27 protein-coding genes and 3 pseudogenes are annotated in these 26,953 nt (G+C 54.8%); 17 read left to right on the top strand and 13 right to left on the bottom strand.

The genetic code is table 11. The annotated features are described in order from the left end of the window. Positions 1-212 precede the first annotated feature (212 nt). Positions 213-341, top strand: a complete 129-nt coding sequence (locus N7268_RS25015) for a hypothetical protein (protein WP_257719772.1) — start codon at positions 213-215, stop codon at positions 339-341. 128 nt (positions 342-469) lie between these two features. Then, positions 470-937, top strand: a pseudogene (locus tag N7268_RS25010) (PilL N-terminal domain-containing protein); the annotation flags it as partial. An 89-nt stretch (positions 938-1,026) separates the two neighbouring features. Here the strand turns inward: N7268_RS25010 and cadR are convergent. Continuing rightward, the gene (gene cadR, locus N7268_RS25005) at positions 1,027-1,434 is read right to left on the bottom strand and encodes a Cd(II)/Pb(II)-responsive transcriptional regulator (protein ID WP_004364961.1); all 408 of its coding nucleotides are present in this window, start codon (positions 1,432-1,434) and stop codon (positions 1,027-1,029) included. A 95-nt stretch (positions 1,435-1,529) separates the two neighbouring features. Here cadR and N7268_RS25000 point away from each other — a divergent pair, with 95 nt between their 5' ends. The 4 genes from N7268_RS25000 (at position 1,530) to N7268_RS24985 (ending at position 5,371) form a co-directional block, all read left to right on the top strand. Further along, positions 1,530-2,426 (top strand): cation transporter, encoded by an 897-nt coding sequence (locus N7268_RS25000; protein ID WP_004574643.1) that lies wholly within the window; start codon positions 1,530-1,532, stop codon positions 2,424-2,426. Positions 2,427-2,429: 3 nt separating this feature from the next. Further along, positions 2,430-2,942, top strand: a complete 513-nt coding sequence (lspA, locus tag N7268_RS24995; protein WP_004863699.1) for a signal peptidase II — start codon at positions 2,430-2,432, stop codon at positions 2,940-2,942. Between the two features lie 21 nt (positions 2,943-2,963). Next, entirely contained in the window at positions 2,964-4,253 is a 1,290-nt protein-coding gene (locus N7268_RS24990) for an ISL3-like element ISPpu12 family transposase (protein WP_004574636.1), read from the top strand. 137 nt (positions 4,254-4,390) lie between these two features. Beyond that, positions 4,391-5,371: an IS5-like element ISKpn26 family transposase gene (locus N7268_RS24985; RefSeq protein ID WP_260864728.1), complete on the top strand. Its 981-nt coding sequence runs from the start codon at positions 4,391-4,393 to the stop codon at positions 5,369-5,371. Positions 5,372-5,791: 420 nt separating this feature from the next. Here N7268_RS24985 and N7268_RS24980 read toward each other — a convergent pair whose 3' ends face one another. Next, positions 5,792-6,220, bottom strand: coding sequence for a hypothetical protein (locus tag N7268_RS24980; protein ID WP_032155219.1), 429 nt, complete (start codon positions 6,218-6,220; stop codon positions 5,792-5,794). A gap of 133 nt (positions 6,221-6,353) precedes the next feature. Continuing rightward, positions 6,354-6,668 (bottom strand): hypothetical protein, encoded by a 315-nt coding sequence (locus N7268_RS24975; RefSeq protein ID WP_009652923.1) that lies wholly within the window; start codon positions 6,666-6,668, stop codon positions 6,354-6,356. Between the two features lie 815 nt (positions 6,669-7,483). On the opposite strand from N7268_RS24975, the gene parM reads away from it, so the two are divergent. Beyond that, positions 7,484-8,494 carry a plasmid segregation protein ParM domain-containing protein gene (gene parM, locus N7268_RS24970; RefSeq protein WP_223883253.1) on the top strand — a complete coding sequence of 337 codons (1,011 nt, stop codon included), beginning with the start codon at positions 7,484-7,486 and terminating at the stop codon, positions 8,492-8,494. Between the two features lie 13 nt (positions 8,495-8,507). Next, on the top strand, positions 8,508-8,894 hold the full coding sequence (locus tag N7268_RS24965; protein WP_009652914.1) for a plasmid partitioning/stability family protein: 387 nt from the start codon (positions 8,508-8,510) through the stop codon (positions 8,892-8,894). 26 nt (positions 8,895-8,920) lie between these two features. On the opposite strand, the gene N7268_RS24960 is transcribed toward N7268_RS24965, so the two are convergent. Next, positions 8,921-9,325, bottom strand: coding sequence for an FCD domain-containing protein (locus tag N7268_RS24960; RefSeq protein WP_007372197.1), 405 nt, complete (start codon positions 9,323-9,325; stop codon positions 8,921-8,923). A 112-nt stretch (positions 9,326-9,437) separates the two neighbouring features. On the opposite strand from N7268_RS24960, the gene hdeB reads away from it, so the two are divergent. Then, the gene (gene hdeB, locus N7268_RS24955; RefSeq protein WP_007372196.1) at positions 9,438-9,689 is read left to right on the top strand and encodes an acid-activated periplasmic chaperone HdeB; all 252 of its coding nucleotides are present in this window, start codon (positions 9,438-9,440) and stop codon (positions 9,687-9,689) included. Positions 9,690-9,740: 51 nt separating this feature from the next. On the opposite strand, the gene N7268_RS24950 is transcribed toward hdeB, so the two are convergent. The 5 genes from N7268_RS24950 to N7268_RS24930 are packed head-to-tail and all read right to left on the bottom strand — an operon-like array spanning position 9,741 to position 15,114. Then, positions 9,741-10,544 carry an MIP/aquaporin family protein gene (locus tag N7268_RS24950; RefSeq protein WP_007372195.1) on the bottom strand — a complete coding sequence of 268 codons (804 nt, stop codon included), beginning with the start codon at positions 10,542-10,544 and terminating at the stop codon, positions 9,741-9,743. A 53-nt stretch (positions 10,545-10,597) separates the two neighbouring features. Continuing rightward, positions 10,598-12,409 (bottom strand): diol dehydratase reactivase subunit alpha, encoded by a 1,812-nt coding sequence (locus N7268_RS24945; protein WP_007372194.1) that lies wholly within the window; start codon positions 12,407-12,409, stop codon positions 10,598-10,600. Between the two features lie 10 nt (positions 12,410-12,419). Then, positions 12,420-12,848, bottom strand: coding sequence for a diol dehydratase small subunit (locus tag N7268_RS24940; RefSeq protein ID WP_007372193.1), 429 nt, complete (start codon positions 12,846-12,848; stop codon positions 12,420-12,422). Positions 12,849-12,850: 2 nt separating this feature from the next. Then, positions 12,851-13,435: a propanediol/glycerol family dehydratase medium subunit gene (locus N7268_RS24935; RefSeq protein ID WP_009652918.1), complete on the bottom strand. Its 585-nt coding sequence runs from the start codon at positions 13,433-13,435 to the stop codon at positions 12,851-12,853. Between the two features lie 11 nt (positions 13,436-13,446). Continuing rightward, positions 13,447-15,114 (bottom strand): propanediol/glycerol family dehydratase large subunit, encoded by a 1,668-nt coding sequence (locus tag N7268_RS24930; protein ID WP_016241522.1) that lies wholly within the window; start codon positions 15,112-15,114, stop codon positions 13,447-13,449. A 392-nt stretch (positions 15,115-15,506) separates the two neighbouring features. Here N7268_RS24930 and N7268_RS24925 point away from each other — a divergent pair, with 392 nt between their 5' ends. The 4 genes from N7268_RS24925 to N7268_RS24910 are packed head-to-tail and all read left to right on the top strand — an operon-like array spanning position 15,507 to position 18,022. Continuing rightward, positions 15,507-15,935, top strand: coding sequence for a GlcG/HbpS family heme-binding protein (locus N7268_RS24925; RefSeq protein WP_007372190.1), 429 nt, complete (start codon positions 15,507-15,509; stop codon positions 15,933-15,935). Between the two features lie 22 nt (positions 15,936-15,957). Beyond that, positions 15,958-17,121, top strand: coding sequence for a 1,3-propanediol dehydrogenase (gene dhaT / locus N7268_RS24920; protein ID WP_007372189.1), 1,164 nt, complete (start codon positions 15,958-15,960; stop codon positions 17,119-17,121). A gap of 16 nt (positions 17,122-17,137) precedes the next feature. Beyond that, positions 17,138-17,491 (top strand): glycerol dehydratase reactivase beta/small subunit family protein, encoded by a 354-nt coding sequence (locus N7268_RS24915; RefSeq protein WP_007372188.1) that lies wholly within the window; start codon positions 17,138-17,140, stop codon positions 17,489-17,491. Further along, complete coding sequence (locus tag N7268_RS24910; protein WP_007372187.1) at positions 17,492-18,022, top strand: cob(I)yrinic acid a,c-diamide adenosyltransferase; 531 nt, start codon at positions 17,492-17,494, stop codon at positions 18,020-18,022. Here the strand turns inward: N7268_RS24910 and dhaR are convergent. Together dhaR and N7268_RS24900 are read right to left on the bottom strand one after the other, a co-directional pair. Further along, the gene (gene dhaR / locus N7268_RS24905; RefSeq protein ID WP_009653098.1) at positions 18,000-19,925 is read right to left on the bottom strand and encodes a dihydroxyacetone kinase operon transcriptional regulator DhaR; all 1,926 of its coding nucleotides are present in this window, start codon (positions 19,923-19,925) and stop codon (positions 18,000-18,002) included. The two genes, N7268_RS24910 and dhaR, sit on opposite strands and share 23 nt — an antisense overlap. 89 nt (positions 19,926-20,014) lie before the next feature. Continuing rightward, a complete protein-coding gene (locus tag N7268_RS24900; RefSeq protein ID WP_007372185.1) occupies positions 20,015-21,112 on the bottom strand; it encodes a glycerol dehydrogenase in 1,098 nt (365 codons plus the stop codon). A gap of 560 nt (positions 21,113-21,672) precedes the next feature. On the opposite strand from N7268_RS24900, the pseudogene N7268_RS24895 reads away from it, so the two are divergent. Next, positions 21,673-21,888, top strand: a pseudogene (locus N7268_RS24895) (dihydroxyacetone kinase subunit DhaK); the annotation flags it as partial. Here the strand turns inward: N7268_RS24895 and N7268_RS25255 are convergent. Both N7268_RS25255 and N7268_RS24890 read right to left on the bottom strand, forming a co-directional pair. Then, positions 21,878-22,027, bottom strand: a pseudogene (locus N7268_RS25255) (hypothetical protein); the annotation flags it as partial. The pseudogenes N7268_RS24895 and N7268_RS25255 sit on opposite strands and share 11 nt — an antisense overlap. A gap of 113 nt (positions 22,028-22,140) precedes the next feature. Beyond that, complete coding sequence (locus N7268_RS24890) at positions 22,141-23,238, bottom strand: glycerol dehydrogenase (RefSeq protein WP_007372182.1); 1,098 nt, start codon at positions 23,236-23,238, stop codon at positions 22,141-22,143. A gap of 555 nt (positions 23,239-23,793) precedes the next feature. Between N7268_RS24890 and dhaK the strand changes: the two genes are divergently transcribed. From dhaK to dhaM, 3 genes are read left to right on the top strand one after another with little or no spacing between them, the layout of a single operon-like run. Next, entirely contained in the window at positions 23,794-24,864 is a 1,071-nt protein-coding gene (dhaK, locus tag N7268_RS24885) for a dihydroxyacetone kinase subunit DhaK (RefSeq protein WP_260864727.1), read from the top strand. Positions 24,865-24,874: 10 nt separating this feature from the next. Next, on the top strand, positions 24,875-25,507 hold the full coding sequence (dhaL, locus tag N7268_RS24880) for a dihydroxyacetone kinase subunit DhaL (RefSeq protein ID WP_007372179.1): 633 nt from the start codon (positions 24,875-24,877) through the stop codon (positions 25,505-25,507). A 10-nt stretch (positions 25,508-25,517) separates the two neighbouring features. Beyond that, positions 25,518-26,936, top strand: a complete 1,419-nt coding sequence (dhaM, locus tag N7268_RS24875; RefSeq protein ID WP_007372178.1) for a dihydroxyacetone kinase phosphoryl donor subunit DhaM — start codon at positions 25,518-25,520, stop codon at positions 26,934-26,936. Positions 26,937-26,953 lie beyond the last annotated feature (17 nt).

The raw sequence follows: 26,953 nt of genomic DNA, 5'->3' as shown, positions 1-26,953 counted from the left end.
TCTTCAGTTTTGCGATATCGGGAGCCCTCTTGTTGCATGGACGCGGGATACGCGCATCGCTGTAGTGCCTGCCCCGGCGGATCCGGACACTCTGCCGCTAAGAATCGGGTTGACCCGGACTGGAACCGCCCCTTTAGCGTTTCTTGGCGGCTTGGGCATGACGTTCTGGTACCACGACTGTCTGGCGACGCGCTACCAAGGGAGCCAGGAAAATGGCCTCCGGGTTGCAGTCGCTGACCTTCCACCGCGACGGCGTGGTCGGCACCAAGGTGCTGGAGGCCGGCGGCTTCTTTGACACCGATCGCGGCGGCGGCCTGGACACCCAGCGCATGGTGGTGTGACTCAGGCCCAGGCTGCGCAGCGACATCGCAGATGACTTAAATAGGGAGAGCCAGCAAATCCCTTTGTTTGCTGATGCTCCCGCCATCAACAGCGATGGTGTCGGTTCAACGTCCCAGAGAACCGACACATGCAACCACTCAGCCACTTTCATCGCCGTCTGGCGGGCGGCGGCCTGCTGATCGCCGCCGTACTGATGAGCGGCTGCGCGACGACAACGCCTCCGCCCAAGGCCGCCCCGATCGCAAAGCCGGCGATCGCACCGACGAAGCCGAATCCGGAATTCGTGCCCGTCGTTCGCTATGGCCGTTACACGCTGGTCGAACTGGCGCCGGCATCGGCACAGCAAGACCTGTTGCTGCAGGTTGTCGATGTCTCCATTCCCGACACGCGCAGCGCGACAGTGGGCGATGCACTGCATCACGTCTTGCTGCGTTCCGGCTACCAACTTTGCCCGGTGGGCGACATCACCGCACTCAACTCATTGCCGCTGCCAGCATCCCACTATCGGCTGGGGCCGATGCTGCTTCGCGATGCCCTGCTGACGTTAGCAGGTCCTGCGTGGGATCTGAAAGTCGATGATGGCGCTCGCCGAATTTGGGGTAAGCGGATTAAATGGTTGATCTTACCTTTGCATGAGAGTGAGACAGACCGGCATCTCATCGGATTATCTGGTTGATGCTTCACCTACTGCTGGTGCATGTTTCCTTCGCTAATTCCAGCAAGAACCCCACACGCCTCAACTTCCCGGTCATCGTTGCAACTCGCTCTCAGTGAAACGAGTTGTTTCTCAAGCGCTTGCAGAGCGGTTATCTGCGACCGCACATGAGAGATGTGATCATCGAGCAAGGCGTTGACGGCGGTACAAGGCTGATGAGGGTCGTCCTGATAGCTCTGTAGTTCGTGAATCTCAGCCAGTGACAGGCCCAGGATTCTGCAGCGACGGATGAAGGCCAGCCCCTCACCATGCTTCTCGGTATAGACACGGTAACCGTTGTCCTGCCGATCAGGCGGCGGCAACAAGCCCTGCTGTTCATAGAAGCGGATCGTCTGTGTTTCGACCCCTACCAACTGCGCCAACTGACCAATGCGCATCAGCCTCCTCCCCAACGGATTCTTTACTCTATTGACCTTATAGTAGCTTTATAGTTTTAAATGGTACCACAACATTGTTCAAGTGGAGTCGTATCATGAGCAAATCCTGTGGTGGCGCCTGTGGCGGTGATGCAACGTCCGCAGCGGATACCGATATACAGGCCTCCTCCGAGGCGCCAGGGAGATGGGTCAGTGTTTATGCCGTGCCGAAGATGGACTGTCCATCAGAAGAACGAATGATTCGCCTAGCCCTGAACGGCTTTGAGGAGATTCGGGCGCTGTCCTTCGACTTGTCGAACCGCCGGCTGAAGGTCGTGCATGACGGCGAGGTCGAGCCCGTCACCTCGAAACTGAAGACCTTGGGGCTAGGCGCCTCGCTTCAGGAAACCGTCGCTGCAAATCCGGAGACCATCAAGGCCGCCGAGTTTTCGGCAGCTTCTGCTAAGCAAGAATCCGGGACCCTGCGCTGGTTGCTCGGCATCAATGCACTTCTGTTCGTGGTGGAAATGACTGCCGGTCTGATCGCCCAGTCCACCGGCCTGATTGGAGAATCCCTGGACAATTTTGCCGATGCGGCGGTGTACGGGCTTGCCCTTTATGCGGTTGGACATAGCGTGAAAATGCAGGTACGTGCCGCGCATCTTGCTGGTGTACTGCAACTGATCTTGGCTGTGGGCGTGCTCGTAGAGGTGGTGAGACGCTTTGTATTCGGTAGTGAGCCTGAATCGCTGGTGATGATGGCTATCGCATTCGTCGCATTGATTGCCAATACCAGTTGTCTGCTGCTCATATCCAAACATCGGGAAGGCGGGGCGCACATGAAGGCAAGCTGGATATTCTCGGCCAACGACGTGGTGATCAACCTGGGGGTCATCACCGCCGGCGCCCTGGTCGCGTGGACCGGTTCCAATTATCCGGATCTGATTATCGGCACCATCGCGGGGGGCATTGTACTTAACGGTGCCAGACGCATTTTGGCGTTGAAGGGTTAAATAATGCTCATTATTGGCAAAAAGCTCTCGCCGTATGCCCTATTGTCCATATCGGGCCTGCTGGCAGCGTCTGATCAGGCTGTAAAGTGGCTGGTGCAGCAATCAATGGCCTATGGCGAGTATGTTTCGGTGACCCCGTTCTTTAACTGGGTGCACCTATGGAACACCGGTGCCGCATTCAGTCTTTTTGCGAATGGTGGAGGCTGGCAGCGCTACTTTTTTATCGGAATCGCGGTAGTGGTCTCGATTTTTCTGATCAAGCTGATCCTTGAAAATCGTCATAAAGGAGAAGCCATCGCTTACAGTCTTATCCTCGGTGGCGCCATGGGCAACCTGATTGACCGGGTCTTTCGCGGCTATGTTGTGGATTCCTTTGATTTCTATTGGCGAGACTGGCATTGGCCGGCCTTCAACCTGGCTGATATTGCAATTGTCCTCGGTGCCTTACTTTTCGTTTCCAGCAGCTTGTTGGGTAAAAAAGCAAACACCAATGCCGAGCCGGATGGATCTGACTGACACCTACGCCTATACAACACCATGACCGAACTTCCCGACAACATCCTTCACCTGCCGCAATACCAAGTACTGGGCTGCAAATCAACCGACGACGAAATGCACTTCCAGGTGGACGTGCCCGATCCCATCGCCTGCGAGGAATGCGGCGTGCAGGGTGAGTTCGTACGGTTCGGCAAGCGTGACGTTCCCTATCGTGATCTGCCCATCCACGGCAAGCGGGTCACTCTCTGGGTGGTCCGCCGCCGATACACCTGCCGGGCCTGCAAGACAACATTCAGGCCCCAGCTACCGGAGATGGTGGACGGATTCCGTATGACACTGCGGCTGCATGAGTACGTGGAGAAGGAATCCTTCAACCACCCCTACACCTTTGTGGCGGCACAGACCGGCCTGGACGAGAAGACGGTGCGCGACATCTTCAACGCCCGCGCCGAGTTCCTGGGGCGCTGGCACCGCTTCGAGACGCCCCGCATCCTGGGCATTGACGAGCTATACCTGAACAAGCGCTACCGCTGCATTCTGACCAACATTGAGGAGCGAACCCTGCTCGACCTGCTGGCCACCCGCCGCCAGGACGTGGTGACCAACTACCTGATGAAGCTGAAAGACCGGCAGAAGGTCGAGATCGTCAGCATGGACATGTGGAACCCCTACCGGGCAGCGGTCAAGGCTGTGCTGCCCCAGGCCCGTATCGTGGTCGATAAGTTCCATGTGGTGCGCATGGCCAACGATGCCCTAGAGAGAGTGCGCAAGGGCCTCAGAAAGGAGCTGAAACCGTCCCAGAGCCGGACTCTCAAGGGAGACCGGAAAATCCTGCTGAAACGCGCTCACGAAGTCTCAGACCGGGAGCGCCTCATCATGGAGACCTGGACAGGCGCGTTCCCGCAACTGCTGGCCGCCTACGAGCACAAGGAGCGCTTCTACGGCATCTGGGACGCCACCACACGGCTCCAGGCAGAAGCCGCCCTGGACGAGTGGATAGCCACCATCCCGAAGGGCCAAAAGGAAGTCTGGAGCGATCTGGTCAGGGCAGTGGGAAACTGGCGCGAAGAGACCATGACCTACTTCGAGACGGACATGCCCGTCACCAACGCTTACACGGAGTCCATCAACCGACTGGCCAAGGACAAGAACCGTGAAGGGCGCGGTTACTCCTTCGAGGTGATGCGGGCACGAATGCTCTACACCACGAAGCACAAGAAGAAGGCACCGACTGCGAAGGTCTCTCCTTTCTACAAGAAAACCATCGGTTACGGACTGCCGGACTTCGCAGAGGAACTCAACTACGGAGTCGATCTATCAACCATCTGAGGGTGGTATCAGATTGATGGGGTGAAGGTGCCCCATCAACCATTAAATCCGTATACCCCATTAAATTAAGGAAGGTGCGAACAAGTTCCTGATATGAGATCATCATATTCATCCGGAGCGCATCCCAGAGGGACATCATGAGCCATCAACTCACCTTCGCCGATAGTGAATTCAGCACTAAGCGCCGTCAGACCCGAAAAGAGATTTTCCTCTCCCGCATGGAGCAGATTCTGCCATGGCAGAATATGACCGCTGTCATCGAGCCGTTTTATCCCAAGGCGGGCAATGGCCGACGGCCCTATCCGCTGGAGACCATGCTGCGTATTCACTGCATGCAGCATTGGTACAACCTGAGCGACGGTGCCATGGAAGATGCCCTGTACGAAATCGCCTCCATGCGCCTGTTTGCCCGATTATCCCTGGATAGCGCCCTGCCGGATCGCACCACCATCATGAATTTCCGCCACCTGCTCGAGCAGCATCAACTGGCCCGTCAATTGTTCAAGACCATCAATCGCTGGCTGGCCGAAGCAGGCGTCATGATGACCCAAGGCACTTTGGTGGATGCCACCATCATTGAGGCACCCAGCTCTACCAAGAACAAAGAGCAGCAACGCGATCCGGAGATGCATCAGACCAAGAAAGGCAATCAGTGGCACTTTGGCATGAAGGTCCACATTGGTGTCGATGCCAAGAGTGGCCTGACCCACAGCCTAGTCACCACCGCGGCCAACGAGCATGACCTCAATCAGCTGGGTAATCTGCTTCATGGAGAGGAGCAATTTGTCTCAGCCGATGCCGGCTACCAAGGAGCGCCACAGCGCGAGGAGCTGGCCGAGGTGGATGTGGACTGGCTGATCGCCGAGCGTCCCGGCAAGGTAAAAACCTTGAAGCAGCATCCGCGCAAGAACAAAACGGCCATCAACATCGAATACATGAAAGCCAGCATCCGTGCCAGGGTGGAGCACCCGTTTCGCATCATCAAGCGGCAGTTCGGCTTCGTGAAAGCCAGATACAAAGGGCTGCTGAAAAACGATAACCAACTGGCGATGTTATTCACCCTGGCCAACCTGTTTCGGGTGGACCAAATGATACGTCAGTGGGAGAGATCTCAGTAAAAACCGGAAATAACGCCAGAAATGGTGGAAAAAATAGCCTAAATAGGCTGATTCGATGTGTTTGCGGGAAAAAAATCGGCCCAGATCCGCGAAATTTTAATCAGCGAGTCAGCTTGGGAAGAAATGACCTGCTTATTCGCACCTTCCCTAACATTATCTTCGGTTTTCCTTGCCCACATGCGGAGGCGGTAATCTATTATGTATTCGTCATACTCTATCCACAGATGAGGTCGAATTATCTGGCCAGTTCCAGCCAACGTTACTTCTCCAACGATGCGCTGGTGCGGTATACAGAATCTATCTAGCAGGCAACTTACAACCATAGTATGACCATCACATTCGAGTGGAAGTACATCATATTTATGTAACAGCTCGCAGACATAAGCAACTTCAGGGGTTATGAACATTTACGGCCTCATATTAGACGGGGAGGGTGCTTAATTGGTCATTAAGCCTAAGTGATGATGGAGCCCAGTAGCCGGAACCGCACATCCACCGTTCACCAGGAAATGAAAAACCCTCTCTGATAAGAAACTCCCTAAGTTCGGTGCTGATGACATTCTCAACCTTTAAGATGTAGTTATTTGTCTCAGCTGCTTCTTTTAATTTCGAGAGTAACTGTCTGAAAAATCCTTTGCCTGGGGTCTTCACTGAAATGGTTGCGACTACCAGTACCGACGAACCGAGGTATGACATTTTTCCCGTCCGGGCACGGATGTATAACTCATCTACTAACTGAAGACCTTGAACCTTCATTGATTTTGAATGAAAGATGCTTTTTTTTGCTTCAACCATTAAGTGAGTGAATGATTGAAGGATCTTATTGATGTCTCTGTCATGACAACTCATATAATCACCAAATTAAATCAGCATAATAAATTGCACAGTGTATAGCGTAACTTTTCAATAAAGTTGATGCTTTGAAATAAAAGCAACAATACATAATCTTTGTGTCTTATTGGCTAAGGTTGTTATGTAATTATCAGAGGTTTTTAATCCTTTCTAAAGATGCTAGATATGCTTCATAGTTATCTCCAAATTTTTTCTTTGCCCGTCTTACTCTCATCTTTTCTGCCAGTTCACTCTTATGCTCGGTCTGGTATTTTTTATTGTTTTGGAGTTTTACACCTGCACCGGAACCGGCAGCATAATTTCTGTTTTTATCGCTAATGCACAACTTGCATTTACTTTTAAGGCCAAACTTACCCTTAAGTTCCTTACCGAATTCTTCGAAGGGTTTAACCTGATTGCATCCTTTACAGCGTTTGCACCCAGAGGGGAGATCTTCATTAGCCATGTCTAGTTCCAGTGGTTAAAGGTAATGAACTGCATTTTACTGCAAACAGGCACTTCCAACCATAAAATCGACTACTTAACCATAATTCAACATAAGGTTCATTAAGCGCACCAAGGTAAGGTGTTGATTGTTAAGGGTTTATCAGGGGGTTCTCTTGACTTGTTGGTATCCTCGGACTCAGGCTGTTACGTATCCTGTGACTAACTGAGCCCCGTCCGTGGTGACCAGTTAACAGATTCTCCAAGGAACCTTGTTAACGCTGCTTTAGCATACTGAGGCTTTGAGTAGTATCTGGGAAACCAGCCATCATAAGTTTGTGTGCCATTGCGCCGGTATTCTGGCCTGACTGACAGCTTACATCCATTACCATCAGTAGAAATACAAAAAGTGTACCCATCAACAGAATCAGAAGTAAGCAGAATGGATGTCATTGGGGATACCTCATTATTGAACTAACCAGAAACTACAATGGTGATCCGACATGGTTTCCTCGATTTTACCGACTGAGCTGTCATATAGCGATACCTTTTATTCTTAGGTTCTCTTGCAGTATTGGCTATCGATTGTCACAATTTAGTCTGGTGGCACTGGTTCATTTTTCGGGTGGTTTGTTACTTTTTCCGTTGGTGTTCCAGGGCTACCGACCTCTGCATGTACGTATACATCCCTCTTTCTCGTTTACCCCGCCAGATTTCAATCCGATAGAATCGTTCCTGTTTTACTCACTCGTAATTCACTTTTCATAGTCATTTTGTGGACATTAAACGTGCGCTACAGGTGCGCATTCCTTGCTTCAGGATGGCTTACTATCTAAAATGGCAGAGATTTTTGATACTTTTGAACATTTTAATGAGGTATATACCATGATGAACATCGCTTGTGATGACGGCTCAACGAACGTAAAACTTGCCTGGATTGAGAATGGTGAAATCAAAACTCATGTTTCGCAGAACGCCTTCCGCGAAGGCTGGGCTACTCCACTCGCATTTGGTGGTAAAACTATCTACAACTATCTCATTGATGGGCGGAAATTTACTCACGACATTGGTTCAACATCTGCAATTACAACAACGCATACCTCTTTCCAGTTCGACGCTGTAAGTCGCGTAGCAATTCATCATGCCCTTTTGACTTCCGGTCTTGAGCCACAGGATGTTGAACTTACAGTGACACTGCCGGTGGCCATGTTCTTCACGAGCGATGCGCAGTTGAACGAAGCTAATATTGAAAAGAAAAAGGCCAACGTTATGGGCCCAATAACCCTGAATAATGGCGAAACTTTTCATGTTGTAAAAGTTAACGTAATGCCTGAATCAGTACCTGCGGCTGAATATCTGATTGATCCTAAAACAACCACGCAGCTTACACGAACCCTGGTTGTCGATCTGGGGGGAACAACCCTAGACCTGGCCATCATTCAGGGGGCAATGGAGGGCATATCTGATATCTTTGGCAACAGCGATGTTGGCGTTTCACGAGTGACAAAAGCTGTTATGGCTGCGCTCCAGGATGCCCAGTCTCCAAGTAGTTATGCCATTGCGGATATCATCATTAAAAACCGTCATGATAGAGCGTTGATTGCTTCTGCGGTCAATGATCACTCTAAAATTGATGCCATCATTGACGTTATCGATTCTGAGTCGAAAAATCTGGCCGAAGCTGTTGCAGCTGATATACGTCGTCAGAACAGCGTCCACAAAATCATACTGGCCGGGGGCGGTGCTGAGCTCATCCATTCTCATATTGTCGAACTATTCCCTAAGCTGGATGTCATCAAAGCGCCTGACGCGCAGCTCGCGCTCGTCAAAGCAATGGCAAGCGTCTAAACGAGGTTATGTGATGGAAGAAGATAAACGTTTACTCGTCTGGCTCCGCCCCGGCAATAATCCAGAAGACGGTAAAGCTCTTGATATTATGGAGCGCTTACCCCGCCGATCCCGGGGGGAATTTTACCGTAAGGCACTGGTAATTGCGTCTGCCTTGCATGAGCTCGACCCTCGGTTAATAAATTTGCTGGCCGCACAAACCACGACATCGTTTAATGCCGAAACGCTGAGCAACATTCTGTCGCAAACGCTGGGCATTGCCGTTGAACGGAATTCTTCACCAGTGGAAACCCAGGCCACAGGTATCCGAGCAACAACCATCATTGATTCGGATAAGCCTGCTGAGCAGAAAGAACCAATTCCTAAACCCTCCCTGATGATGCAAACCCTCAAACGTTGAATCCGAACCGGCTACTAGTAGCCGGTTTACTCACCTTGCTCGGTTAACAAGCTGAGATAGATCCGCAACCCCTTATCCAGTGACTCTCTAATGGCATCTGCTGCTGCCCCTGCATCCCTGTTTGAAAGAGCGAGTTCAAGCGACGAGAAAAATATTGGCCATTTATCCTCCGAGTCAGATTCGAACGTGTAACTCAGAGTTGGCCACAGGTTAATCCACAGTTGGGTTACAATTTTGAAAAACTCAGGCAGACCGGCGTATATGTAAAGCTTCAGCCGCAGAGTGAGGTTTAGCTGGTGCGCCAGATAAACATCCCTACGTTCATATGCGGAACGCAGCTTTTGGCACAAAGACAGGCATTCTTCAAAGCCATTGGCATCCATTTTCAGTACGGCCTTTTCTGCCAGTTCTGGCTCAATCAATCGCCTCATAATGAACCCTGTTCCATGGCTCCAGATGACAAACATGATCTCATATCAGGGACTTGTTCGCACCTTCCCTAAAGCACTCGTATTGACCGTGGCGGCTACCACATTCTGTCTGATGACCAGCCCGGCGTTCGCGGTTGAGGAAACCACGCCGCAGAATATGACCTGTCAGGAATTTATGGATATGAACCCAAAAAGCATGACCCCGGTGGCCTTCTGGGTAGTGAATCGCAACACCGACTTTAGCGGCGGCGACTATGTTGACTGGCATGAAGTCGAGACCGTTTCGGTACCGAAAATGCTGCAGGAGTGCCACAAGAACCCCGCCGCTAAACTTGGCGATCTCAGCGCGGTCATCAAAAAATAACCCCCCCGGCATCAGGCCGGGGAAACCCGCCGCGCTGCGGCGGGTCCCGCTTTACTCATCGATACCGCATTCGCACGGCAGAAAGCGGCCGATAAGCTTGCGATACAAAAACGCCCCGATAATCGCCCCCACCACCGGCGCCAGCAGCGGCACCAGAAAGTAAGGGATCGCCAGCACACCGGTAAAGGCGATCGAGCCCCACCCGGCCAGACTGGTAAACAGTTTTGGGCCGAAGTCGCGCGCCGGATTCAGCGCAAAGCCGGTTAGCGGCCCCATCGACGCGCCGATCACGGCGATCAGCAAGCCAATCAGCAACGGCGCCAGCGGCCCGCGCGGAATTCCGTTGCCGTCGTCGGTCAGGGCCATGATCATCGCCATCAGGATTGCCGTGATGGTGGTCTCAACGGCAAACGCTTGTATAAAAGTGATATGTGGATGCGGGTACGTGGAAAAGACCCCGGCCAGGTTAAGGCTGGCGGCAGTGCCGCGCACGATATGCTGACTCTGTTCAAGATCGAGAAACAGCTGGCGATAGAGCCCATACACCAGCGCGGCGGCGCAGAAGGCCCCGGCCGTCTGGGCAACAATAAACGGCAGCACCTTGCGGCGTTCAAAACAGGCGAACAGCCACAGGGCAATGGTCACCGCCGGATTAAGGTGCGCGCCGGAGACACCGGCCGTCAGGTAGATGGCCATGGCGACGCCAAGGCCCCAGATAATACTGATCTCCCACTGACCAAAGCTGGCCCCGGCGACCCGCAGCGCAGCGACGCAGCCCGCGCCGAAGAAAATGAGCAATCCGGTGCCAAGAAACTCGGCCACGCACTGCCCGGTTAAGGTAGAAGTCTGGTTCATTATCGGCATCCTGAAATAGCACGTTAAAGAGAGAGGCTGGCGCGAGCGCCCGTTTAATTCGCCTGACCGGCCAGTAGCAGCCCGGTGGCGACCGCATTGCGCGGCCCTTCTGTTCCCCGAATATTGCCCTGCCCGGCGACTACGCCATAGTGCGACAAGGCTTCCGTGATAAGCTGCGGGATCTCAAAGTCCAGCGATGAGCCGCCCACCAGCACCACAAAGGCGATATCGCGAATGGAACCGCCGGGTGAGACCTGGCGCAGCGCGCGCAGGCAGTTGGTGACAAACACTTTCTCTTTCGCCTGCCGGCGCACGAGACGAATTTTTTCCAGCGGGCTGGCGTTATCGATCGGCACCAGTTCGCCCTCCTTGATGTACACCACTTTGGCGAACACCGCCGGGCTGAGGGCTTCCCGAAAGAACTCCACCGCGCCATTCTCGTGACGAATACTGAACAGGCTTTCCACTTTGGCCAGCGGGTATTTTTTTATCGCTTCCGCCAGCGAAAGATCCTCGAGGCCCAGCTCGGTTTTAATCAACAGGCTGACCATATTCCCCGCCCCGGCGAGATGGACCGCCGTTATCTGCCCCTCCGCGTTGACGATCGCCGCATCCGTCGAGCCGGCGCCGAGATCGAGGATCGCCAGCGGCGCCGCACAGCCGGGAGTGGTTAACGCCCCGGCGATGGCCATGTTGGCCTCCACGCCGCCCACCACCACCTCGGTCTGCAGTCGGGCGCTCAGTTCGCGGGCGATAACCTGCATTTGCAGACGGTCCGCTTTCACCATCGCCGCCATCCCGACGGCATTTTCCATGGCGCACTCGCCGGCCATCCCGCCCTGCACCTTGCGCGGAATAAACGTATCCACCGCCAGCAGATCCTGGATGTATATCGCGCTCATCTCATGGCCGGTCAGGGACGCCATTACCTTTCGCACCCGCTCCAGCATGCCGCCTGCGTGCGTGCCTGCTTCACCACGAATATCACACACGGGCGCGCAGGCGCTCATCGCCTGCATAATGGCCTGCGCGCCTTGCGCTACGTCGGCTTCACCGCCACGCTTTTCACCACGGATAAAGATCTTACCCGCCGGGATCACTCTTGATCGCACATCTCCCTGCGGGGTTTTCAGCACCACAGCGGAACGGTTGCCAATCAGCGCTCTGGCGATGGGGACAATAGTTTGTGTTTCCTCAGGGGTCAGGGCAAAGAAGGTTGCGATACCGTAAGGATTCGACAGCACCCGCACCACCTGTCCCGGGGCCGCCACTTCCACCGCCGCCAGCACGCCTTCCGGCACCTTCTCCAGTAGAGTGACTTCATCAACCACCGGTATTGGCCGATGCAGGCGATTATTCACCAGCACGCCATCATCTTTTTTCAGGATGGCCGCCACCACGTTGACGCCGCGATCCAGCGCTTCATTGATAAACCAAACCGCCTCAAGGAAATCCATCTCCTCACCCACCAACGGTATCCAGCCCTGGGCAAATCGATCCTCGCTCAACGCCGCCAACTTCTCCACGGCGATGGTGGTTCCCATGCCCACGCCAACGCCGCCGGGCGTTTGCGGGTTATGACCAATCATCGTTGATTCGGTAATGATGGTTTCAGTGATGGTTTCCATCGCCACATCGCCAATCACCGGTGCGGCCTCGTTGATGCAGATTTTTGCCACGTCCTGCAGCGACCACGGCGTTTTATCCAGCGCCTGCTGCAGGGACGCGACCACCCCGGCGATATTCTCCCGCGTGCCTTTCATCCCGGTCGTGGCGACAATCCCGCTGCCGATAAACCGGCCATCCTGCGCCAACGCCACTTCAGTGGTGGCGTTGCCGATATCGATCCCTGCAATTAACGGCATGCTGCCTCCGTCACTGACTGCCTTTACGCAGCTTATTTCTCTGCTGGTATACCTCTGCCGACTCGCGGACAAACCCGGCGTTCACCGTGGCGTGCCAGGTGTGTTCCAGTTCATCGGCAATGGCCTGCAACTCGGCGAACGAAGAACGAAACGGCCTCAGTGCGTTGTAGATCTCCAGAATGCGGGCATCCGGGATCGCAATCAGTTCTGCCGCACGACGAAAATTGCGCGCCACGGCATGACGCTGCATCTGCTCGGCAATCTGCGCCTGGTACTCCAGCGTTTGCTGAGAAATACGCACATCCTGCGGCCCTACGCGGCCCGCCAGCACATTCTCAAGGGTAATGTCGGTTAGCGGCTTGCCGCCAGGCGTCCGGATTTTCTCCGGGCAGCGGGTGGCTAATGGGTAATCCTGCGCGGTCATGATGTTGTCGTTCATGGTCATTCCCTTACCAGTGCAATATGCAACGTGACAGGCGCAGCATCCTGCACCACGTGTTTGGTTTCTTTGATGTGAAACAGCGCGGCCTTGGCCATAAATTTAGGGCGCACCATCTGGTCATTGACCACTGGCACCGGCGAAGGCGACTCTTTGCGTGCATAGCGTGCGGCGTTTTTACCAATCTGACGATAGGTTTCCAGCGTCAGCAGCGGAGCCTGAGAAAACAGTTCCAGGTTACTTAGCGGCAGCAGATCGCGCTGATGAATCACCGTGGTTCCTTTCGACTGGATACCAATCCCAATGCCTGAGCCGCTGAGATTTGCCGCATCCCATGCCATAAAAGAAACATCTGAGGTGCGCAGGATCCTCACTACTCGCGCATGCAGCCCCTCTTCTTCGATGCCAGCAACCAGCTCTTTCAAAATCGCGTTGTGCGGCATATCAATCAAGGTTTTATGCTGATACTTATCAAAGGCCGGGCCGACGCCTATCACGACTTCATCCACGCGTTCGTCCGCTTTAGCCGCCTCGCCTTCGCTCACCTGTAAGATGAAAACCGGCTTACGTTCAGTTGTGCATTCCACTGTGTACCGCCTTATTCGATCGAGCCGGGCTGAACCACGCCCGCAATATTTTTAATTTCCGCCCAGCGTTCGGCACTGATGCGATAGCCGGTACCAGGTCCCTGATAATCATTGATGTCGTTGACGGCGCTGACGACGTCGAACTGGCGATCCAGAATAGCCGACGTTTGCAGGTAATCACCGGTAACACGCTGTCTCAGCATATTGAGGATGTTACTGGCGATATCTTCGAAACCGCTACGGCTTAGTGCGCCGACGATATCCAGCCCGGTGATATTGCGCTTCATCATCTCTTCCACGGCGGCCAGATCTTCCACCACATTGCGCGCGGGCATATCTTTGCTGCCGTGAGCATAAGTAGCAGCTTCGACTTCTTCATCGCTAATCAGCGGCAGGCCCAGTTCGCGGAACACTGCCTGAATGGCGCGTGCCGCCTTGTTGCGGATGGCGATGGTTTCTTCTTCGGTTACAGGACGCAGACCACCATCAACCATCAGATCGCGTTGCAGAATGTTGTAATCATCGAAGTCTTCCGCGTCGAAGTTCGACCCGGCAAACATGTTGTCGTAGTTCGGTACGGCGCTATAGCCGGAGAAGATAAAGTCGGTGCCGGGAAGCATTTGCATCAGGGTACGGGCGGTACGGCGAATATCAGAGTGGGAAAAGGTCTGGTCATTGGCGGAGGCCACTTCAAGGTCGAGCATTGAGGCAATCAGGTTTTCCGCCAGCACCGCGCGGATCCCCGACGGCACCGCGCCGGTCATGCCAATACAGCTGACCGCACCGTTTTGCAGCCCCTGTACGCCCGCGCCTTTGGTGATAAAGATGCAGCGCGACTCCAGATAGAGCATCGATTTACTCTCGGAATAGCCCATCAGCGCTTCCGAACCGGTGCCAGAGGTGTAACGCATTTTCAGTCCGCGAGACGCATAGGCCGAGGCGAGAAACGCTTTGGACCACGGCGTATCATCGCCGTCGGTAAACACAGACTCTGTACCGTATACCGACACGGTTTCGGCGTAGCTGGTTAACCCGCGCATCCCCAGCTCCAGCTCAGTCGCCTCCTCAACGGAACATTGCGTCAGCACGCCGGGGCGACCGCACTGGGAACCGACCAGCAGCGCCAGGGCGTTAAACGGCGCATAGCGGGCGATCCCGACCGTCGTTTCCTGTTCTGAAAAACCACGGATCCCCGCTTCAGCCGCATCGGCGGCAATCTGTACCGGGTTGTCTTTCAGGTTGGTGACATGGCACTGGTTGGACGGCGTGCGTCTGGCGCGCATTTTTTGCAGCGCCATCATCATTTCCACCACGTTCATTTGCGCCATCACCTCCACCGCTTTCGCCGGGGTGATAGCGGTGGTAATAGCAACAATCTCTTCCCGGCTGACGTGGATATCCACCAGCATTCTGGCGATCTCCAGCGCGTCGAGCCGCATGGCGCGTTCAGTTTCAGCCACGTTAATCGCGTAGTCGGCAATAAAACGGTCAATCATGTCGAACTCGGCGCGGCTCTTGCCGTCCAGCTCAACAATACGACCATTCTCTACCTTCACCGACGAAGCCGGATCGTAGGGGCTTTCCATGGCGATCAGTCCCTCTTCAGGCCATTCGCCAATCAGCCCATCCTGATTTACAGGGCGCTTCGCAAGCACTTCGAATCGTTTTGATCTTCTCATAGTTTATGGACTCAAAAGATAAAAAATAGGGACGCCGGGCCGTATTGCCGGGGACACACCTCCCGGCATTCGCCTTTCATCAGCAATGGCCGAACTCTAAATGAGCACAGCAATAAAAAAATAAAATTAATTTCGTTCCAATTTGGCACGTAATAAAAATTCATCGTTCCATATTGAAACGGTTCTCAGGAATATTCGTAGCGAATTGTGACGAAGTTAAATGATCATTATCAATAAACACTAATACACAAAATTAAATTAATACTTTTTAAATTTTCACCCTATTGACTTAATAACGCGCGGCGAGAAAATAAAGCCAAACCCAATGATAAAAAATAGCTGTATCGCGATATTTTCGTGACATCAGCCCTACAACATTTTCAGGAGAGACTGTGAATAAGAGCCAACCAATCGCCACCATTACGCTGGCGGCGGCGAAAAAAATGGCGCAGGCCGTCGAGGCTAAAGCGCTTGAGATCAACGTGCCGGTGGTCTTTTCCGTGGTGGATCGCGGCGGCAACACGCTGCTGATGCAACGCATGGACGACGCGTTCGTCACCAGCTGTGATATTTCTCTTAATAAAGCGTATACCGCCTGCTGTCTGCGGCAGGGGACCCATGAAATTACCGACGCGGTACAACCGGGTGCGTCACTATATGGTTTACAGCTAACGAATCAACAGCGGATCGTTATTTTTGGTGGCGGCTTACCTGTCATGTTAAACGATAAATTAATCGGTGCTGTCGGCGTAAGTGGCGGTACTGTCGAACAAGACATGTTATTAGCGCAAACCGCACTGAATTGTTTCTCTGAATTATAATTTAAATCTAAGAAGGTAAATTATGAGCTATCGTATGTTTGATTACCTGGTGCCAAATGTGAACTTTTTTGGCCCGAATGCTATTTCCGTCGTGGGCGAACGCTGCAAACTGTTGGGCGGTAAAAAAGCGCTGCTGGTGACTGATAAAGGTCTGCGAGCCATTAAGGACGGCGCGGTTGATAAAACCCTCGAACATCTGCGTGAAGCCGGTATTGACGTGGTGGTGTTTGACGGCGTCGAGCCAAACCCTAAAGACACCAACGTGCGCGACGGCCTGGACGTTTTTCGTAAAGAGCAATGCGATATCATCGTTACCGTCGGCGGTGGTAGCCCGCATGACTGCGGTAAAGGCATCGGTATCGCGGCGACGCACGAAGGCGATCTCTATAGCTATGCCGGGATTGAAACCCTGACCAATCCGCTGCCGCCGATCGTCGCGGTGAATACCACCGCCGGTACCGCCAGCGAAGTCACCCGTCACTGCGTGCTGACCAATACCAAAACCAAAGTGAAGTTTGTGATTGTCAGTTGGCGCAACCTGCCGTCGGTTTCCATTAATGACCCACTGCTGATGCTCGGCAAACCTGCGCCACTGACTGCGGCAACAGGAATGGACGCCCTGACCCACGCCGTTGAGGCCTATATTTCAAAAGATGCCAACCCGGTTACCGACGCCGCCGCTATCCAGGCAATTCGTCTGATCGCCCGCAACTTACGCCAGGCCGTAGCACTGGGCAGCAACCTGAAAGCTCGCGAGAATATGGCCTATGCCTCTTTGCTGGCGGGTATGGCCTTCAACAACGCCAACCTTGGCTACGTTCACGCGATGGCGCATCAGCTTGGCGGTCTGTACGACATGCCGCACGGCGTAGCAAATGCCGTCCTGCTGCCGCACGTGGCGCGCTATAACCTGATCGCTAATCCGGAGAAATTTGCCGACATCGCGGAGTTTATGGGTGAGAACACTGACGGTCTGTCCACCATGGATGCTGCCGAGCTGGCGATTCGCGCCATCGCTCGCCTGTCAGCCGATATCGGTATTCCGCAGCATCTGCGCGAGCTGGGCGTCAAAGAAGCCGATTTCCCGTATATGGCGGAAATGGCGCTGAAAGACGGCAATGCCTTCTCCAACCCGCGTAAAGGTAACGAGAAAGAAATTGCCGGGATCTTCCGTCAGGCATTCTGATCAATAAGGGGGCGCAATGTCACTTTCATCACCGGGCGTACATCTGTTTTATCACTCACGCTGGCAGGATACGCGCGTGCTTGATGAACTATGCTGGGGGCTGGAAGAGCAAGGCGTCCCTTGCCGGACAATCTGTTGCGACGAGCATGACTGCGCGCTGGCCCTCAGCAAGCTGGCGGCTAAAAGCTCAACGCTACGCGTGGGTCTCGGCCTCAGCGCCAGTGGTGATATTGCCCTAACCCACGCCCAGCTACCCGAGGATCGGGCGCTGGTCTGCGGGCATATCGCCGCTGGGATAGCCAGCATCCGCACGCTCGGCGCCAATGCGGGCCAACTGGTCAAAGTGCTTCCCTTCAGCGAGATAAAATAAATGTATCGCATCTATACCCGAACCGGTGATAAAGGCACGACCGCGCTATTTGGCGGCAGCCGTATCGACAAAGACGACATCCGCGTTAACGCCTATGGTACGGTGGATGAACTGATTTCCCAGCTTGGCGTCTGCTATGCCAGCTCGCGCCAGGCAGAATTACGCCAGGATCTGCATGCCATCCAGAAGATGCTGTTTGTGCTGGGGGCGGAACTCGCCAGCGATGAGAAAGGTCTCGCCCGCTTAACGCAGACGATTAACGCCGAGGATATTCAGGCGCTGGAGCAACTTATTGATCGCAATATGGCGCAGAGCGGCCCCCTGAAAGAATTTGTCATTCCGGGGAAAAATCTGGCATCGGCACAACTACACGTGGCGCGCACCCTGGCACGGCGGCTGGAGCGGATCCTCATCGCGATGGACAAAAAGCTGACGTTACGCGATGAACCCAGGCGTTATATCAACCGGCTGTCGGATGCGCTGTTCTCCATGGCCAGAATCGAAGAAACTACTCCAGATGTTTGCGCTTAAACTGGCTGGCGTCGATGTCGTACTGCTTCATCTTACGCCACAAGGTGGTGCGACCAATATTCAGCAGTTGCGACATCTCCTGTACTCGCCCACTGGTGACACGGGCGGCATGGATAATCGCCTCTTTTTCGATAGCGGTAAACGTCAGGCTGGCTGGCAGCAGGGAAGACGCGGTCTCCAGACCGGGACGCTCGGCAAACAGATAATCAGGTAAATTACTCAGCCGGATATGCCCGTTATCGCTACTGATAGCGATGTTTTCGATAATGCTGTTCAGCTCGAAATCATTGCCCGGCCACGAATAAGCCACCAGTTGTGCCAGCGCGTCGTCGTCGATCTTCAGGCTGGATGAGAAGCGTTTTTTCAGGCTATTCAGTCGCGTATAAATCAGCGAGGGAATACTGTTACGCCGCGCCCGTAGCGGCGGGATAACAATCTCAAAAGAGTGCAGCGCGTAATACAGTTGGCGGCTAAAGCGGTTTTGCTCCACCAGATTAGCGAGATCAACCGTAGTGGTGGCGATCACTTTCACATCCACCGGAATCAGCCGACGGGCATCAAGACGGGTTAATACTCCCTGCTTAATCACCTGTAACAGCGCGGATTGCAGCTCCGGTGCCAGATATTCAATTTTCTCCAGAAACAGCGTGCCGCCGTTCGCCAGCTCAAGGCGGCTCAACCGACCATTTTCATCATCGGTAGGCGCACTGCCCATAAAATCCTGCCCCAGCACGCTGTTGGCATACAGCTGACAGTTCACGGCAATATACGGTCCGCTGGCGCGTTCGCTTTCATTGTGAATGGCCTGGCTCAGCAGCTCTTTCCCTACGCCCTCTTCCCCACACAGCAGGATCGGGAAACTCCCCCTTGCCGCCTGGCGACCAAAATGGATCAAGCGTCGGGTTTCCGGATCGTCCGTCGACATCTGCTCAAAGGTGTGGCTCACCTTACCAAGCTGGCTGGTCATCAGCTGACGCATTTGCTCCACCGGGTGCAGCAGCAGGATAAAGCTGTTGCCCTGCTCCTCAACAATCGGCTTCAGGGTGATAACAGCATCAACAAACTGGTGCTGGCTTTCAAAAGTGACTTCGACGTGATTCAGACCGCGGGCATGTTTAATTGCCCGACGCAGCAGCATGGGCATATTGAGCAGGTCGTGAATGTTTTTGCCCTGGCTGGCCTGCGCGTCGAGATGCAAAAGCAGCGCCGCGCGCGCATTGAGGAACTGCAACACCCCCTGCTCATTCCAGGCCATCACGCCATCATCCATGCTCTCCAGCAGCCCGTACATCTGGTTCAGATGGCGGTTGGATTCTGCCAGCAGGCTGTCGGTCAGCAATGAATTGCCGACTTCTCTGGCAATCGCCAGCGTCAGGGATAAATCAGAAACGGACTCATGTTCTACCAGACAGCACAATGAGATGGAGCCAAACAGATGCCCATGGTTATCGAACACCGGCGTCGAGCAGAACGACCACGGATGCAACGCCTGTTTAAAGTGCTGAGCGCCAGAGGTTTTTGTCGGCTGCCCCGGCATCGTCGCCAGCGACAGCGCACAACTGCCGATAATGCTTTCCGCGCAATAGCTGCCGTCGCGAAATCCAAGCTCCGCCAGCTGTTCTATCGTCTGCGGATCGCCGCAACGGCTGAGAATACAGGCTGATTCATCCAGAATCAGCAGTGCGCACGGACGACCGTCCATAAACTCCCAGGCATCTTCCAGCGCGGCCTGCGCAATCGTCAGCAGCGCCGTCTTGCGACGACAAATCGACTCAAAGGTCAGCCCTTGCGCCTGATGCGGCGCCTGCCAGGTTTCCCGCTGCATAAACTTGCTGCAACGATGCCAGGACTGGGCGAGAACCGAAGAGACTTCCTGCCCGATGCTATGCGTGTGCGCCGTCATATCCCTTTCCGCTGTTTTGCCATAGACAACCCCTCCGGCAGAGACTGTCAGAGGGGGAGAAGATGCTGGGTAAATTTACCTGTGCCCGATTAACGCGCCAGCCACTGCTGTCCCAGCAGGTCTGCCGTCAAAATAGCGGCATGTACGCTTTCAGGCGTCACCGGGAACGGCATATTGTGAATAGTTTCACCTTCTGCGCAGGTGGCTTTAGCCACGGCCATAATCTTGCCGTCAATGTCGTCTTTCACACCCATTTCCGCTAACGTTACCGGCAGGCCCACTTTCTGACAGAAATTCAGCACGGTTTCGATCTCTTCCATCGGGCTGTTCTGCAGCACCAGCTGCGCCAGCGTACCAAAGGCGACTTTTTCACCGTGGTACAGATGGTGGCACTCTTCCAGAATCGTAAAGCCGTTATGGATGGCATGTGCCCCCGCAAGGCCGCTGCTTTCAAAGCCGATACCGCTGAGGTAGGTGTTGGCTTCGACAATACGTTCCAGCGCATCGGTCACCACGCCAGCCTGGGCGGCTAAGCGTGCCTTTTCGCCTTCCGCCAGCAGGGTATCATAGCACAGGCGCGCCAGGCTCAGCGCCGCCACGGTGGACTGCCCGCCCGCCATGCTGGTCGCCCGAGCGTCATAACAGGCTTTCGCTTCAAACCAGGTCGAGAGCGCATCGCCCATCCCGGCCACCAGCAGACGTACCGGCGCTTTGGCAATAATTGCGGTATCCATCACCACCATATCCGGGTTTTTCGGGTAGATCAGATACTCTTCAAACTCACCCGCTTCGGTATAGATAACGGACAGCGCGCTGGTTGGCGCATCGGTTGAGGCGATGGTCGGGATCACCACTACCGGCAGCTTCTGGTAATAACCAATTGCTTTGGCGGTATCTAACGTTTTCCCACCGCCAATCCCAACCACGCCGCGGCAACCGTGTTTTTTCAGAATGGCAATCAGGCGATTAATTTCAACATGGCTGCATTCACCGTTGAAGCGTTCCGCGTGGCAGCTAATGTCATGGCTGTGCAGGCCATTGAGTACCTTTTCTCCCGCCAGCTTCATGACGAAGTCGTCCGCAATCACGAAAAAGCTGTCCGCCAGATTTTTAGCGTATTGACCAAATAAGGTAGAAGCGTCAGGACCCTGGAGATATTTGGCTGGAGATTGAATAACTTTTAGCATTCCTTTCATCCTCAAATAAGTACATGTTTTTACATGGTGAGCCCTGGCGTTAACCCGTTTAGCCTGATGTTGACGGCGAAAGCGGACGTACCGGAGCGATGTAATAACTGTATGGCGAGGCGTGTACAAAAAAATCTTTCGTCATTTTGTTCTGATATGGAACAGATAAAAATGACATGCGTTTCATATTGGAACGCTTAACCACAAAAATAATGAGATTTGCGATCTCGATCCGTTCCGTTACCGCGAAATTACCGACAAACACGATGATAAATTTCCCCAATTACGCGCCATCCTGGGTAAAGCCCCGCAAAAAAGACTGACTGCGCCGTGTGGCCTGCTCTGATCGCAGGAGGAAAAAGTCGAGCGAGTTCGCTTTGTGATGATTTCTCGCCTAATTAAGTTTCATTTCGGAACAAAAAACAGCAATCACGTTTCGTAATGAAACTCATTTTCGTGTTGTTTTTTTCCATGCTGACTTCGCCAGAATCTCTCTATCGCCTCCGCACCATGAACATGCATTCGGGGGTTTGTCTTACACTCAACCTCGAGGAGCCGTTATGTCTCAATTCTTTTTTAATCAACGCACCCATCTCGTTAGCGACGTGATCGACGGTACAATTATCACCAGCCCGTGGAATAACCTGGCGCGTCTGGAGAGCGATCCGGCCATTCGCATCGTGGTTCGCCGCGACCTTAACAAAAATAACGTGGCGGTGATCTCCGGCGGCGGTTCAGGACACGAACCCGCGCACGTTGGGTTTATTTGCGACGGCAGATCGATTCAAAGGTCAGCCCCTGCGCCTGATGCGGCGCCTGCCAGGTTTCACGCTGCATAAATTTGCTGCAGCGATGCCACGACTGGCTGATAACGGCTGAAACTTCATTTTCCGCACCCTGAGTCTGAGCTGTCATATCCCTTTTCCGCTGGAGTTAACACAGTTAAAACGACAAAACCCTCCGGCAGCGGCTGCCGGAGGGAGGAGTTGATGCCGCAATGCGCCGCGGCATAGAACCTTGTGAAAGACTTAACGCGCCAGCCACTGCTGCCCAAGCAGGTCCGCGGTAAGGATGGCGGCGTAGACGCTATCCGCGGTGACCGGGAACGGCATATTGTGGATGGTTTCGCCTTCCGCGCAGGTGGCTTTCGCCACCGCGTGGATTTTGCTTTCGATACCCTCTTTCACGCCCATCTGGGCAAGGGTGATCGGCAGGCCGACTTTTTCACAGAAGCCCATCACGGTTTCGATCTCTTCCAGCGGGCTATTTTGCAGTACCAGCTGCGCCAGGGTGCCGAAAGCGACTTTTTCGCCGTGATACAGATGGTGGCACTCTTCAAGGATGGTGAAACCGTTGTGAATCGCGTGCGCGCCGGCCAGGCCGCTGCTCTCAAAACCGATACCGCTCAGATAGGTGTTGGCTTCGACAATACGCTCCAGCGCATCGGTCACCACTCCAGCCTGAGCCGCCAGGCGTGCTTTTTCGCCTTCCGCCAGCAGCGTATCATAGCACAGGCGCGCCAGGCTCAAGGCCGCCGCCGTGGACTGCCCGCCCGCCATGCTGGTGGCTCGCGCATCGAAGCAGGCCTTGGCTTCAAACCAGGTGGAGAGCGCATCGCCCATCCCGGCCACCAGCAAGCGTACCGGCGCTTTGGCGATAATCGCCGTGTCCATCACCACCATATCCGGGTTTTTCGGGTAGATCAGATACTCTTCAAACTCGCCCGCCTCGGTGTAGATAACCGACAGCGCGCTGGTCGGCGCATCGGTTGAGGCAATTGTCGGGATCACCACCACCGGCAGCTTCTGGTAATAGCCGATCGCCTTCGCTGTATCGAGGGTTTTCCCGCCGCCGATACCCACCACGCCGCGGCAGCCGTGCTGCTTAAGAATGGCGATCAGGCGGTTGATTTCCGCATGGCTGCACTCGCCGTTAAACCGTTCCGCATGGCAGCTAATATTGTGGCTATGCAGGCCGTTCAATACTTTGTCGCCCGCCAACTTCATCACGAAGTCATCGGCGATAACAAAAAAGCTGTCGGCCAGGTTTTTAGCGTATTCGCCAAACAGCATGGCGGCATCAGGTCCCTGGAGATATTTGGCTGGAGATTGAATAACTTTTAGCATTCCTTTCACCCTCAAATAAGTGCGTATGTTGACACGTGAGCCCAGGCCGTCATGCCGCGGCGCCTGATATCAATGGCGCTTACAGCCACGCTGCCGGAGCGATGCATCCACTGTAGGGCGAGCCGCGGCGAAAAAAATTTTCCCTTTTTTGTTCTGTTCTGAAACAGATAAAAAAATAATGCGTTTCACATTGAAACAATGTGACTGAGAAAGCGATGGGATTGCGATCGCGATCGGATCATTTTGGCAAAAAAGCCGCTATCGTCTCCCCTCTTTAACGCAGAAAATCGCCTCAATGCGGCACAATGGCGAAAAAAATCATCCTTGCCCCATTTCTGATAGCAGAAAAAAACGGACAAATTATTAGCGCTGGCTCGCATTTCTCCTGTTTATCGGCAATTAATGTTCCATAAAGGAACAAAAATTCTTTTCTACGTTCCGTTATGGAACCAATTTTGACGGCATTTTATTTTGCGCCCGCTCAGCCAGAATCACTACATCGCCGGGCTACCCTTATAGACAGGCGACCTCCCCCTACCCTACGGAGCATAAACAATGAAAAAACTGATTAACCGTGTGGAAGATGTACTGAGTGAACAGCTTATCGGCCTGGCGAAGGCGCATCCTGAACTGACGCTGCACCAGGACCCGGTCTATGTCACCCGCGCTGATGCACCGGTCGCCGGCAAAGTGGCGCTGCTCTCCGGCGGCGGCAGCGGACACGAACCGATGCACTGCGGCTACATCGGCCAGGGCATGCTCTCCGGCGCCTGTCCGGGGGAAATTTTCACCTCGCCGACGCCGGACAAAATGTTCGAATGCGCGATGCAGATTGACGGCGGCGAAGGCGTCCTGCTGATTATCAAAAACTATACCGGCGACATCCTGAATTTTGAGACCGCCACCGAGCTGCTGCACGAAAGTGGCGTTAAGGTTACCACCGTCGTGGTGGATGACGACGTGGCGGTAAAAGACAGCCTCTATACCGCCGGACGCCGCGGCGTCGCCAATACCGTGCTGATTGAAAAACTGGTCGGCGCCGCCGCCGAACGCGGCGACTCGCTGGAAGCCTGCGCTGAACTGGGCCGCCGTTTAAATAACCTTGGTCACTCGATTGGCATCGCGCTGGGCGCCTGCACCGTACCGGCCGCCGGACAGCCCTCCTTTACCCTGAAAGATGATGAGATGGAGTTCGGCGTCGGCATCCATGGCGAGCCGGGTATCGACCGCCGCCGCTTCAGCTCGCTCGACCAAACCGTCGATGAGATGGTCGATACCCTGCTGGAAAACGGCGCATACAGCCGCACGCTGCGCCAGTGGGATAACGTCAAGGGAGCGTGGCAGGAAGTGAAACAGAGCAAAACCGCGCTGCAAAACGGCGATCGGGTTATCGCGCTGGCCAATAACCTCGGCGCCACCCCGCTTTCCGAACTGTACGGCGTTTACAACCGCCTTGCCCAGCGCTGCGAAGCGTCCGGCATTGTGATTGAACGCAACCTCATCGGCAGCTACTGCACCTCGCTGGATATGGCGGGTTTCTCCATCACCCTGCTGAAAGCGGATGATGACACACTGGCGTTATGGGACGCCCCGGTCCATACCCCAGCGCTGAACTGGGGAAAATAAGGAGCACGACATGTCACTGAACAGAACGCAAATCGTCGACTGGCTGTACCGCTGTGGCGACATTTTCACCAAACAGAGCGATTTTCTCACCGGCCTTGATAAAGAGATCGGCGACGCCGACCACGGCCTCAATATGCATCGCGGCTTCAGCAAAGTGGTCGAAAAGCTGCCGTCGATCGCCGATAAAGACATCGGTTTTATTCTCAAGAATACCGGGATGACGCTGCTTTCCAACGTCGGCGGCGCCAGCGGCCCGCTGTTCGGCACCTTCTTTATCCGCGCCGCCCAGGTCACCCAGGCGCATCAGAGCCTGACCCTCGACGAGCTTTATCAGATGATCCGCGAAGGCGCGGACGGCGTCGTCAACCGTGGTAAAGCGGAGCCGGGCGATAAGACGATGTGCGACGTCTGGCTGCCGGTGGTGGAATCCCTGCGTCATTCCAGCGAGCAACATCTGTCTATCCCTGCCGCGCTGGATGCCGCCTGCGAAGTGGCCGAGCGCGCCGCCCACGCCACCATCACCATGCAGGCGCGTAAAGGCCGCGCCAGCTATCTCGGCGAGCGCAGCATCGGGCATCAGGATCCCGGCGCGACCTCGGTGCTGTTTATGGTTCAGATGCTGGCTGCCGCCGCCAAAGAGTAAGGAAATCGCGATGGTAAACCTGGTTATTGTTTCTCATAGCGCCCGGCTGGGCGAAGGTGTCGGAGAACTGGCCCGGCAGATGTTAATGAACGATGGCTGTAAGCTGGCGATCGCCGCCGGGATCGACGATCCCGACAGCCCGATCGGCACCGATCCGATTAAAGTCATGGAGGCGATCGAATCCGTCGCCGATACCGACCATGTTCTGGTGATGATGGATATCGGCAGCGCCCTGCTCAGCGCCGAAACCGCCCTCGATCTGCTCGATCCGGCGATGGCGGCAAAGGTGCGGCTGTGCGCCGCGCCGCTGGTCGAAGGGACGCTGGCGGCCACCGTCAGCGCCGCCTCCGGCGCCGGGATCGACAAAGTTATCGCCGATGCCATGAACGCCCTGGAAGCCAAGCGGGTTCAGCTGGGTTTACCTTCGCACACGCCTGACGCCGCCGCCCCAACGCTTGCTGACGACGGCGATGCTAAATCGGTTTCAGTCATTATTAACAATCACAACGGCCTGCACGTGCGTCCGGCATCAAAGCTGGTCGCCGCGCTGGCGGGTTTTAACGCCGACCTGGTGCTGGAGAAAAACGGCAAATGCGTCACCCCGGACAGTCTGAATCAAATCGCTCTGCTACAGGTGCGCCGCCACGATAAGCTGCGCCTGCTGGCCCGCGGTCCGGACGCCGATGCGGCGCTGGCGGCGTTTCAGGCGCTGGCCGCCGATAACTTCGGCGAGTCGCCGGAGGCGCAGCCGACAGCGGAACCCGCCATACCTGCGCGTGTTGAAGGCGCCGCGATGATTTATCCGCAGGCGCCGATCCAACCGGCGCTCCCCGCCGCCGCCGACATCGCCCGCGAGCAGCAGCGCCTGCGCCAGGCGATCGACCAGACGCTGGCCGATCTCAATGCGCTCACCGAGCTGGCGGAACACAAATTTAACGCCGATATCGCGGCGATCTTCGCCGGTCATCACACCTTGCTCGACGATGAAGATCTGTTTGATGCCGCCAACGATCGCCTGCTCACCGAACAGTGCTCGGCGGAATGGGCGTGGCATCAAGTGCTGATGGAGCTCAGCCAGCAGTATCGTCAGCTGGATGACGCCTATCTGCAGGCCCGTTATATCGATGTCGACGATATTCTGCAGCGCACGCTGCGCCATCTGCAGGGTATTAAGGAGACGCTGCCATTCGCCAGTGAGCCGACGATTATTATCGCCGACAATATTTATCCCTCGACTGTACTCCAACTGGATGCCAGCAAGGTCACCGGCCTGTGCCTGCGCGACGGCAGCGAACAGGCCCACGGCGCGATTATCGCCCGCGCGGCGGGGATCGCCTGGCTATGCCAGCAGGGCGAAGCGCTGAATGATATTCAGCCTGGCGAAGCCATCACGCTCGATATGCGTCTGCAACGTCTTATTCGTCGCTAAATCCACTTTGACCGTTA

Origin of the sequence: Citrobacter sp. Marseille-Q6884 (assembly GCF_945906775.1) — a bacterium.
Taxonomy (GTDB): domain Bacteria; phylum Pseudomonadota; class Gammaproteobacteria; order Enterobacterales; family Enterobacteriaceae; genus Citrobacter.
The sequence above is the reverse complement of the archived record's forward strand: the minus strand, read 5'-3'. Positions and strand labels throughout refer to the sequence as shown.